Source organism: Arthrobacter sp. I3 (assembly GCF_000520575.1).
GTDB classification, from domain to species: Bacteria; Actinomycetota; Actinomycetes; order Actinomycetales; family Micrococcaceae; genus Arthrobacter; species Arthrobacter humicola_A.
The window spans coordinates 6,825-16,545 of record NZ_KI914903.1 but is presented as its reverse complement, the minus strand read 5'-3'; the positions used below and the strand labels follow the sequence as shown (position 1 = coordinate 16,545).

Annotated in this window: 8 protein-coding genes and 1 pseudogene; 6 read left to right on the top strand and 3 right to left on the bottom strand. The window is 67.8% G+C overall.

The genetic code is table 11. The features are described from left to right. Window positions 1-128: 128 nt before the first annotated feature. Complete coding sequence (locus Y706_RS0103715) at window positions 129-920, bottom strand: helix-turn-helix transcriptional regulator (RefSeq protein ID WP_028275512.1); 792 nt, start codon at window positions 918-920, stop codon at window positions 129-131. A gap of 243 nt (window positions 921-1,163) precedes the next feature. On the opposite strand from Y706_RS0103715, the gene Y706_RS0103710 reads away from it, so the two are divergent. From Y706_RS0103710 to Y706_RS0103685, 5 genes are all read left to right on the top strand, one after another. Next, window positions 1,164-2,132 carry an ABC transporter ATP-binding protein gene (locus Y706_RS0103710; RefSeq protein WP_028275511.1) on the top strand — a complete coding sequence of 323 codons (969 nt, stop codon included), beginning with the start codon at window positions 1,164-1,166 and terminating at the stop codon, window positions 2,130-2,132. Continuing rightward, window positions 2,129-2,941 carry an ABC transporter permease gene (locus tag Y706_RS0103705; protein WP_028275510.1) on the top strand — a complete coding sequence of 271 codons (813 nt, stop codon included), beginning with the start codon at window positions 2,129-2,131 and terminating at the stop codon, window positions 2,939-2,941. Before Y706_RS0103710 ends, Y706_RS0103705 begins: the two co-directional genes overlap by 4 nt. 7 nt (window positions 2,942-2,948) lie before the next feature. Continuing rightward, window positions 2,949-3,893 (top strand): COX15/CtaA family protein, encoded by a 945-nt coding sequence (locus tag Y706_RS0103700; RefSeq protein ID WP_028275509.1) that lies wholly within the window; start codon window positions 2,949-2,951, stop codon window positions 3,891-3,893. A gap of 287 nt (window positions 3,894-4,180) precedes the next feature. Beyond that, the gene (locus Y706_RS0103695) at window positions 4,181-4,705 is read left to right on the top strand and encodes a hypothetical protein (protein ID WP_028275508.1); all 525 of its coding nucleotides are present in this window, start codon (window positions 4,181-4,183) and stop codon (window positions 4,703-4,705) included. Window positions 4,706-4,999: 294 nt separating this feature from the next. Continuing rightward, complete coding sequence (locus Y706_RS0103685) at window positions 5,000-6,160, top strand: acyltransferase family protein (protein WP_253906683.1); 1,161 nt, start codon at window positions 5,000-5,002, stop codon at window positions 6,158-6,160. A 66-nt stretch (window positions 6,161-6,226) separates the two neighbouring features. Here Y706_RS0103685 and Y706_RS0103680 read toward each other — a convergent pair whose 3' ends face one another. After that, window positions 6,227-7,174, bottom strand: a complete 948-nt coding sequence (locus Y706_RS0103680) for a threonine/serine dehydratase (protein ID WP_028275506.1) — start codon at window positions 7,172-7,174, stop codon at window positions 6,227-6,229. 131 nt (window positions 7,175-7,305) lie between these two features. Continuing rightward, window positions 7,306-8,268 carry a heme o synthase gene (locus Y706_RS0103675; RefSeq protein ID WP_028275505.1) on the bottom strand — a complete coding sequence of 321 codons (963 nt, stop codon included), beginning with the start codon at window positions 8,266-8,268 and terminating at the stop codon, window positions 7,306-7,308. 497 nt (window positions 8,269-8,765) lie between these two features. Here Y706_RS0103675 and Y706_RS29995 point away from each other — a divergent pair. Beyond that, a pseudogene (locus tag Y706_RS29995) lies at window positions 8,766-9,721 on the top strand (transketolase); the annotation flags it as partial.

Below are 9,721 nucleotides of genomic sequence, written 5' to 3'. Positions count from 1 at the left end.
CCCGACGTCGTTCTTGTCGGCCCAGCCGTACTCATAGGTGCCAATTCCGTGGAGCTCGGGATTCTTTTCCAGAATCTCCGAAATCACAGTAGAGCCAGCAACCTTCTTCTCTGATAGTTGGTCCGTCATCACGGCCTTTCTTGGAGATGGTTGGATACTTCGTCCGGGTTGACCGGTGCAGCGGGACTGGGAGTCCCGACGGCGGCCGGACGGCCCGTAGGTATGTGGGTGGTGCAGACGTGCCCGCCGCGTGCCAGGGTGGACAGCCGGCGCACATCGACGCCGACCAGCCGGGAGAACACGTCAGTCTCCACGTCGCAGAACACGGGGAACTGGGCAGCCAGGTGTTGGATGGGGCAGTGCCCCTGGCAGAGCTGGACGCTGGAGAGCGCCGCCGGGAGCGGGGCCTTGGCTTCGATCGACTGCGCCGAGGCGACGAACCCGTCGCGGCTCAGCGCCGCGGAGAGAGCCTGGGCGCGGGCCGTGATGTCCGGTCCTGCCTGCTCGATCTCCGGCGCGTAGCGGCGCTCCATGTCGGCGAACCGCTCGACGGCGAACTGCCGCACGGCCTCGGGGCCGGCCGCCTCGCCGAGCCGGCGCAGCGCCACGGAGGCGATGTCGAGGTAGTCGTTGCCCAGGTTCGACTGGCCCTGGGAGCTCAGGACGTAGCGGCGGGCGGGCCGTCCGGCGCCGGCACCGGCGCGGGCAACCCGCTTGACCTCAATTACGCCGGTGCGCGCGAGGTGGTCCAGGTGGCGGCGCACGGCGGCCGGAGTGAAGCCCAGAAGGTCGCCGAGTTCGGCTGCGCTGATGGGTCCGTGTTCCAGCACAGCGTTCAGGACGCGGTCGCGCGTGCGCTCTTCGGCGTCGTGCGCGTGGGTGCCGGCGGCCGCGGGAACGGCGTCCGGAACGGCAGCCATGTGTGCCCGGGCAGGCCTGACGCGCGCGGCGCCGCGCCCGGACGGGACTGCGGACGCAGCGGCTCCGGAAACAGCGGCTCCGGAAACAGCGGCTCCGGACACCGTAGTTCCGGACACAGGGGCGCTCATGGAATACACAACACAATCATGTCGTAATTTAGTCCGGCATTCCAGTAAGGCATGGCTTGCCTGCGGGACCGCCCCTCCGAGGGGCCGACGTACTACATCGCGTAGAATGCTGTGGTGCGATCTCCCGAATCCCCCGTTTTGACCATCAGCGGGCTTGTCAAGGATGTTGGTCCACTGCCCACCCTCGACGGCAAGATGCTGCGCGTGGTCAGCGGCCTTTCCCTCATCGCCGAACGCGGCCAAGTCACGGCCCTGCTCGGCGCCAATGGCGCGGGCAAGACCACCACCATCGAATGCGCCCAGGGGCTGCAAAAGCGCACCGCCGGCGCCATCAGCCTACTCGGCCACGATCCGGATTCGGCCGGCGCGGGCCTCCGTGCCCGGGTGGGCGTGATGCTGCAGGACGGCGGCCTGCCGCCGTCGGCCCGGCCCATCCCCCTGCTGCGGCACATCGCCGGCATGTATCAGGACCCGTGGCCGGTGGATGAACTCATCGGCCGCCTGGGCATCGACTCCTTCAGCCGCACCAACGTGCGGCGCCTGTCCGGCGGGCAGAAACAGCGCCTCGCCCTGGCCGCGGCGCTGGTCGGCAATCCGGAGGTCCTGTTCCTCGACGAGCCCAGCGCGGGCCTCGACCCGCAGTCCCGCCAAATGGTCTTCGATCTCATCTCCGAACTGCGGAACAGCGGCATGGGCATCATCCTGACGACGCACCTGATGGACGACGCCCAGCGGCTGGCGGACTACGTCTACATCATCGACGCCGGCCGCAACGTCGCCGAGGGCACCGTCGCCCAGCTCCTGCGCCACCAGCTCCCGGCCGGCGACGCGTCGCAGCACATCCGCACCTTGTTGTTCGAAACCGAACCCGGCCTGGACTTCGCCGGCGTGCTGCCCGACGGCGTCGACGTCACCGAGGCGCGGGCCGGCAGTTACGCCGTGACCGGAGCCCTGACGCCCGCCGACCTCGCCGCGATCACCGCGTGGTGGGCCCAGCGCGGGATCATGCCCAGCTCCCTGAGCCTTGAAGCGCGCAGCCTCGAGGATGTCTTCCTGGACATCTCCGGAAGGGAGATCCGATGACCCGCGTAACTGGTGGCGCCCCGCTGGAGAGCGCACGCCGTGCCGGCGCGCCCCCCGCCGCGCATGGCAGCGCCCCCGCGTCCCTGCTGCGCCGCATCCTGCTGCAGGGGCAGTACGAGACAGTCACCATGCTCAGGAACGGCGAGCAGCTGATCCTCGCGATAGTGCTGCCGCTGCTGGCCATGGTCGGCCTGACCGTGACTCCCCTGCTGGACGGACTCGGTTCGAGCCGCATCAATGTCGCCGTCCCCGGCATCCTGGCCCTGTGCGCCATGTCGACAGCCTTCACCGGGCAGGGCATCTCCACCGGCTTCGACCGCCGCTACGGCGTCCTGCGCTTTCTTTCCACGACACCCCTGGGCCGCACCGGCCTGATTGCGGGGAAGGTCCTGGCCGTCCTGGCGGTGCTGTTCCTGCAGGTGCTCATCGTGACCGCGGTGGCCCTGCTGCTGGGCTGGCAGCCCAATCCCGCGGGCTGGCTGCCCGGGCTGGCCATCCTGGTGCTCGGCGCCGCCGCTTTCACGGCACTCGGGCTGGTGGTCGCCGGGACGGTGCGGCCGGAGGCGACCCTGGCCATCACCAACCTGCTCTGGATCCTGCTCGGCGCGCTTGGCGGAATCGTGATTCCGGCCGAACGGATCCCGGCGCTGGCCCAGGCCGTGGTGCATTTCCTCCCCTCCGGCGCGCTGGGCCAGGCGCTGAGGGATGCTTTCCTGGACGGCAGCGTCAATGGTGCCGCCGTTCTTGTCCTGCTGCTCTGGACGGCGATCGCCGGCGGCGCAGCAACCCGTTGGTTTAAGTGGAATTGAGAAAACTGTGAGCACGGCGTCACGAACTCCCCGGATTGTCTCCGGAATCACCTCCCGGCTGCCAGTCCGCGTCGATAAGACGGTCAGGCGGCTGGCCGTGCTGTCCCTCATTGGCCAGATCGTCCTGGTGGTGACCGGCGGCGCCGTCCGCCTGACGGCCTCGGGCCTCGGCTGCCCCACGTGGCCGCGCTGCACGGAGGGATCCCTGGCGACCACCCCGGAAATGGGGATCCACGGAATCATCGAATTCGGCAACCGGCTCCTGACGTTTGCGCTGGCGGCCGTCGCCGTGATGATGCTGGTCTATCTGTGGAACCTCCGCAAGGAGCGCCGCGACCTCTTCCTGCTGGCCCTCGGCCTGCTCGCAAGCATCCCGGCCCAGGCCGTCATCGGCGGCATCACGGTGCTGACCCAGCTGAACCCGTGGGTCGTGGGCCTGCACTTCCTCGTGTCCATGGCCCTCGTGGTCCTCGCGACCCTTCTGGTGAACCGGGCCTACGACCGTACGGGCAAGGCCCGGACCGTGCAGCTTCCCGCCCTGCCGGGCGTTGCGCGCCCGGTGATGACCGCCGTCGCGGTCCTCTCGGCCGTCGCGGTCTGCCTCGGTGTGGTGGTAACCGGCGCCGGTCCGCATGCCGGGGACGCGAACGCCCCGCGCAACGACCTCGACTGGGACCTGTTCGCGCACATCCACGCCGTGCCCGCCTACCTGGTGACCGCCGGCGCGCTGTTCGCGTTGGTCCTTGTGGTCCGCGGCCGGATTCAGGGGCCGTTCCGCTCCGCGGTGTTCATGCTCCTGGGCGTCACGGTGCTGCAGGCCGCAATCGGCTTCACGCAGTACTACAACGGCATCCCGGCGCTGCTCGTCGGCGCTCACATGCTGGCGGCGGCGCTGCTGATGAGCGCGGCGACCAACGCCGCAGACCTCGCCCGCTACAGCCCGGTGGATTAACCCGATGGACTAACCAGCCGCAGCACCCTGAACAAAAGCATCGCGGGGTCGCTTACCGCCCTTCCGGCACGCCCGGACGGGCCGTAAGTGGCCCCGCGATTGCTGTCTGTCGCTGTCTGGGCACTCGTACGGGCGCTGCGGCAAAAATGACCAGTACCGCATTCACCTCCCGGGGGCTGGCCTTGACGGGATTTCCGGGTGGACTATGGGATGGCATGGACATGGATCGTCGCGGCCGTGGGGTTTCCTCGTTCGTTCCCGTGACGCTGACCGGAAGGCCTTCTCTGATGCAAGCGACAGAACCGACCGTGCCACCTTCACCCTCAGCCCGCCAACGCGCGGCGAGCCTCAAAGAACGCGTCTACATCATCTTCACGAGCCTGGCCGTGGTGTTGGCGCTTCGGAGTCACGCGGACGAGACCACGCCGCTGGCAGCGGCGGCGACGCTCAGCATCGTGGTGATCGGCTCCCTGCTGGGGATTTTCGTCGCCGACCTCCTGAGCCACCTGACTGTTCATTCGAAGCTTCCCACCGGTGACGAGCTGCACCACATGATCACGGTCAGCGCGGGCGGCCTCGGCGTCCTGGTCACCCCGCTGCTCCTCCTCACGGCAGCCGGCCTTGGTCTGTGGTCGACGGCCGTTGCCCTCGGGTGGGCAGTCGCTGTTCTGGTTGTCTCGCTCGGCATCGTCGGGTTCCTCGCGATCCGCCGCCTCGAGATCCCGTTCCGTCACAAGGCCGCCATCATGTTCGCCGAAGTCGTGTTGAGCCTGCTGGTAATCGGGCTGGAGCTGGTGGCCCACAATCTCTAAAGAAGCCTTAAGGCGCCCCCCTCGACGCCCGGTTACTGGCCAGTCACTTGTCCAAACGGGAAAGATTTCGGAATACTGGATGCTGTGGCCCCTTTTCGGGCCCGCCCTTTAGCTGGGCAACCGCAGAGCCGGGCAGCCGCAGAGCCGGCGTCAGGTTTCGTCCAGCCAGGGCGGGAATACTTGGATAGGGCGCAGAACTCGCGCCGCAATCGCATCCATGGATAGACGGACGGCGCGGTTTTGCCTTGATGCAGCTGGAATCGGAACCGGCCAGACAGAGGCACCGGAGGATATGTGGCGTTACTAGTCCGCGAAAGGCCCGCACAGACGGTCCAACATACTGCAAAGCGCCCGCGGCTGGACGGCCTGGACGTCCTGCGGGGTGCCGCCGTGGGCGCGGTCCTGCTCGGACATTCCTGGCCCGGCATATTCCAGGGCGCCGGCATCGTGGGTGTCATTGCCTTCTTCGTGTTGAGCGGTTACCTGATCACCAACGTGCTGGTCGGCGATATCGAACGGCACCGAAAAATTCGTTACGGACGCTTCTACGCGCACAGGGCCTTCCGGCTGGTGCCGGCCCTGGTCTCTCTCCTGGGCGTATACGCGATCGTCGAATTGGCCACCGACGTCCTCGGTGACCGATCCAAGGGAATCGTGGGCTACACGGTCCTCGCCGGTCTGGGCTACCTCAAAGACCTCCCCCTGCCGTTCGACGTCAGCATGGCGATCGGGCCGCTCTGGACGCTGGCGGTGGAAGAACAGTTCTACCTGATCTGGCCCGCGCTGCTGGTGCTCGCGCTGCGGCGCAACCGCCAGGGACGGCTGATTGGCTGGTCCGCCGCCGTCGCGCTGTTCCTCATGTCGGCCAGTGTGCTGGCAATGGTGACCCTGGCCCCGCAACTTCACTCGCTGGTCTACGCGCTTCCGACCACGTGGGGGCTGGGCCTGATCATCGGTTCGGCCCTGCGGTTGTACAGGGTCCATGTGTTCAACTGGTTCACCGGCCGATGGCTCAGGCGTGCGGCCCTGGTCGGTTCCGTCGCCGTCCTGGCCGCGCTGATCTACTTCCCGAAGGCCAACGAAACGCCGGCCTTCATGTTCATTGGCGGCCCGCTGGCCATGGCCGCCGCGGCTGTCCTGGTCGCGCTGGCCGCCTCCCGTACCGCAGTGATGCCGAAGTGGACGCGTCCGGTGCAGCTGCTGGGCACCGTCTCCTACGCCGCGTACCTCTGGAACTACGCCGTCATTCTCTGGCTCAACGGCGGCTCCACGGCCGATCTGCCACCGCTCATCGCGGTGTCCGCCATCGTGGTGACCCTGCTCATTGCGGTCATCAGCTGGCACACCGTCGAACGGCTCGGGCGGATCGCGCGGACCCGCTTCGACCAGCACTATTCGGCCCGCTACCATCCGGACCGGCAGCCGGCCGGCAGCGCCGCTTCCCGGCACGGTTAGTCGCCAGAGTTCAGCCGGCACCCTTCAGTCGGCAGAGTTCAGTCGGCAGAGTTCAGTCGGCACCCTTCAGTCCCTGCGCGGGTCGTTCTCCAGCGTGCAGGCATCGGTGTTCGCCCCGCAGACGATCACCGCGACGCGTTCCCCTTCGGCGGGTGTGTACGCCCCTGACGTGAGCGCCGCGAACGCAGCCGCAGCCCCGTATTCGGCGGGGATCCGGTAATCGCTCCACAACTGTGACCGGGCGGCGACGATGGCGGCGTCGTCCACCAGCACAGAGGCCGGCGGGACGCGTGAGGCGATGCTGAAGGCGATGCCACCCACGCGCCTGGCCCCGAGGGAATCCGCGGCGACGCCCGAAACCGCCACATCGACCGGACGGCCGGCGTCGAGGGCCGCGCGCAGCGTGGGGATGGTGAAGGGCTCGACCGCGACGACGCGGGCCCGGCCCTCGGCAGCTGCCGCCACGCCCGCATAGAGTCCGCCACCGCCGACGGCGACGACGATCGTGTCGATGCCGGGCTCGTCCTCAAGGATTTCCTCGGCCAGGGTGCCCGCGCCTGCCGCGATTTCCAGCTGGTCGTACGCATGGCAGAACAGGGCGCCGGTATCTTCCACGTAGTCCATTGCGGCCGCGAACGCCTCCGCGTACTCGGCGCCGACCTGCCGGACCGTGGCGTTGTACGCGAGGAGACGCTCGACCTTTACCCGCGGGGCATTCTCCGGGACGAACACCGTCGCCGGCACACCGAGGGCCGCGGCGGCGTACGCGTTCGCCAAACCCGCGTTGCCGCCTGACGCCGCCACCACGCCGACGGCCGAGTCCAGCTCCCCGCGCTCCCGGGCGGCGAGCTGGCGGTTGAAGGCGCCGCGGGCCTTGAAGACGCCCGTGTGCTGCAGGAACTCACATTTGAACCAGAGCGGGGCGGCAGCGGTACCCCCGCGGAGCAACGGTGTGCGCCGCACGTGGCCACTGATGCGGTTCTGCGCCTGAAGTACGTCGCTGCGGTTGATCACGGGCTCCCCCTGGGGTTGTGTCGCCGGGCCGGTTCGTAAGGATACCCCGGGACCGAAAAGGACCGTCCCCCTGATACAGCTGACGCTCCCCCACCAGTGGTGAGGGAGCGTCAGGCAGATGAACGGGGGGATCAGCCGCCCATGACGGCCGAGCCGACGAACGGGTCGACGGCCAGGGCAATGAAGAGCAGGGTCAGGTAGCTGATGGAGCCGTGGAAGACCTTCATGGCTCCCTTGTTGGAAACGTCGCCGGCCTGGGCGCGGTTGTACAGGGCGTGCGACTCGTACAGGAACCAGGCACCGGCGCCGACGGCGGTCACCGTGTAGACCCAGCCGGCACCACCGGCCGGGATCATCAGCAGCGAACACGCCACCATGGCCCAGGCATAGAGGACCACCTGCACCGACACCACCTTCGCACCGGCGATGGCGCCCAGCATCGGTACGTTGGCGTTGCGGTAGTCCTCGCCGTAACGCATCGACAGCGGCCAGTAGTGCGGCGGGGTCCAGAGGAAAATCACCATGAACAGCACGACGGCGGGCCACTCGACGGTGTTGGTGACGGCGGCCCAGGCGATCAGGACCGGGAAGCACCCGGCGGCGCCGCCCCAGACAATGTTCTGGGCCGTGCGCCGCTTCAGGATCATGGTGTAGATGACCACGTAGAAGACGATGGCGCCGAGCCCGAGCCACGCGGCGAGCGGGTTGGCCCCGAACCAGAGGATGGCGATCGCCGCCGCGCCCAGCAGCCAGGAGAAGATGAGGGCTTCGCGGGGTGTGACCTCACCGGTGACCAGGGGCCGGTTCTCCGTGCGGTGCATGAGCTTGTCGATGTCGCGGTCGATGTAACAGTTGAAGGCGCCGGCGGAACCTGCCGCGAACGCGCCGCCCACCAGCGTCGCCAGGATCAGGCCGATCGACGGGAAGCCACGTTCGGCATAGATCATGGTGGGCAGCGTGCTGACGAGCAGGAGCTCGATCACGCGGGGTTTCGTGAGCGCCAGGTAGGCCTTGGCTTTGCGGCCGAAGCCCATTCTTCCCGAGGCCGGGGAGGCGTTCAGCGGCGTATTAGTTGTGCTCACGGTGGCAGTCACTCTGTTCTGTCTGGCTGTGCAGTTCTGTCTGGCTGGGCAGCCCCGGGTGGATTTCGCAACGCACTGTGCTGCAGACCGGGCTCCGCGCTCGGCGCACACCCGTGTCCTTGCCCCAGTCGAAGGCCACCACCCATCATACCGTGGAGCTCCGGGCCGGACGGCCGCCGAATGCCGCGCCATGATTCCGGCGCGTTAACGCCGGCTCACCGGCCCCGCGGCGGACGGTGATTCATATAAGCGAAATCAGGTCCAATTGGTGAGATATACGCTGACCACAAAGTGGAATGGGACTAGGCTGTCATTAGATCAGCGCACACGGGCACGCATTTAGGCACTTGCCGGAACACGCGGCTCTGCATCTGCGTCTGAATGATAGATCAACGTTTCGATGGTGAACGGCTGGTACGAACCGCAGCGGGCACCGAACTGTGCCCGGGCGGGAAAAGAGCGTACCGCCGGCCGTCAGCACAGAGAGGGGCCCGGTTTTCGTGCCACATTTGGAAGAGCAAGAACTGTCATGGACTGACTTGGACCAGCGCGCGGTGGACACCGTCCGGGTGCTGGCCGCGGATGCGGTGGAGAAGGTCGGAAACGGCCACCCGGGGACGGCGATGAGCCTGGCTCCGGCCGCGTATTTGTTGTTCCAGAAGCTGATGCGCCACGACCCGGCGAATCCGGACTGGCTGGGCCGCGACCGGTTCGTCCTGTCCCCCGGGCACACGTCCCTGACCCTGTACATCCAGCTGTTCCTCTCCGGCTACGGCCTGGAACTGAAGGACCTGGAGGCGCTGCGGACCTGGGGCTCGCTGACCCCGGGCCACCCGGAGTACAAGCACACCAAGGGCGTGGAGATCACCACCGGCCCGCTGGGCCAGGGCCTGGCGTCCGCGGTCGGCTTCGCCTATTCCCAGCGCCGGATGCGCGGCCTGTTCGACGCCGACGCTCCCGCCGGCACGAGCCCGTTCGACCACACCGTCTGGGTGATCGCCTCCGACGGTGACCTGCAGGAAGGCGTCACCTCCGAGGCGTCCTCGCTCGCCGGTCACCAGGAACTGGGCAACCTCGTGGTGATCTACGACGAGAACCACATCTCGATCGAGGACGACACCGATGTGGCGTTCACCGAGGACGTCCTGGCCCGCTACGAGGCCTACGGCTGGCACACCCAGCGGGTCGACTGGACCCGGACCGGCGAATACGTCGAAGACGTACAGGAACTGCACGCCGCACTGCTCGCCGCGAAGGCCGAAACCGGCAAGCCCTCCATCATCTCCCTGCGGACCATCATCGGGTACCCGGCGCCGAAGAAGCAGAACACCGGCAAGATCCACGGCTCCGCCCTCGGCGCTGAGGAAGTCGCAGCCCTGAAGAAGGTCCTGGGATTTGACCCGGAACGCGCCTTCCAGGTCGACGAGGACGTTCTGGCCCACGCCCGTGCCGTCCAGGACCGCGG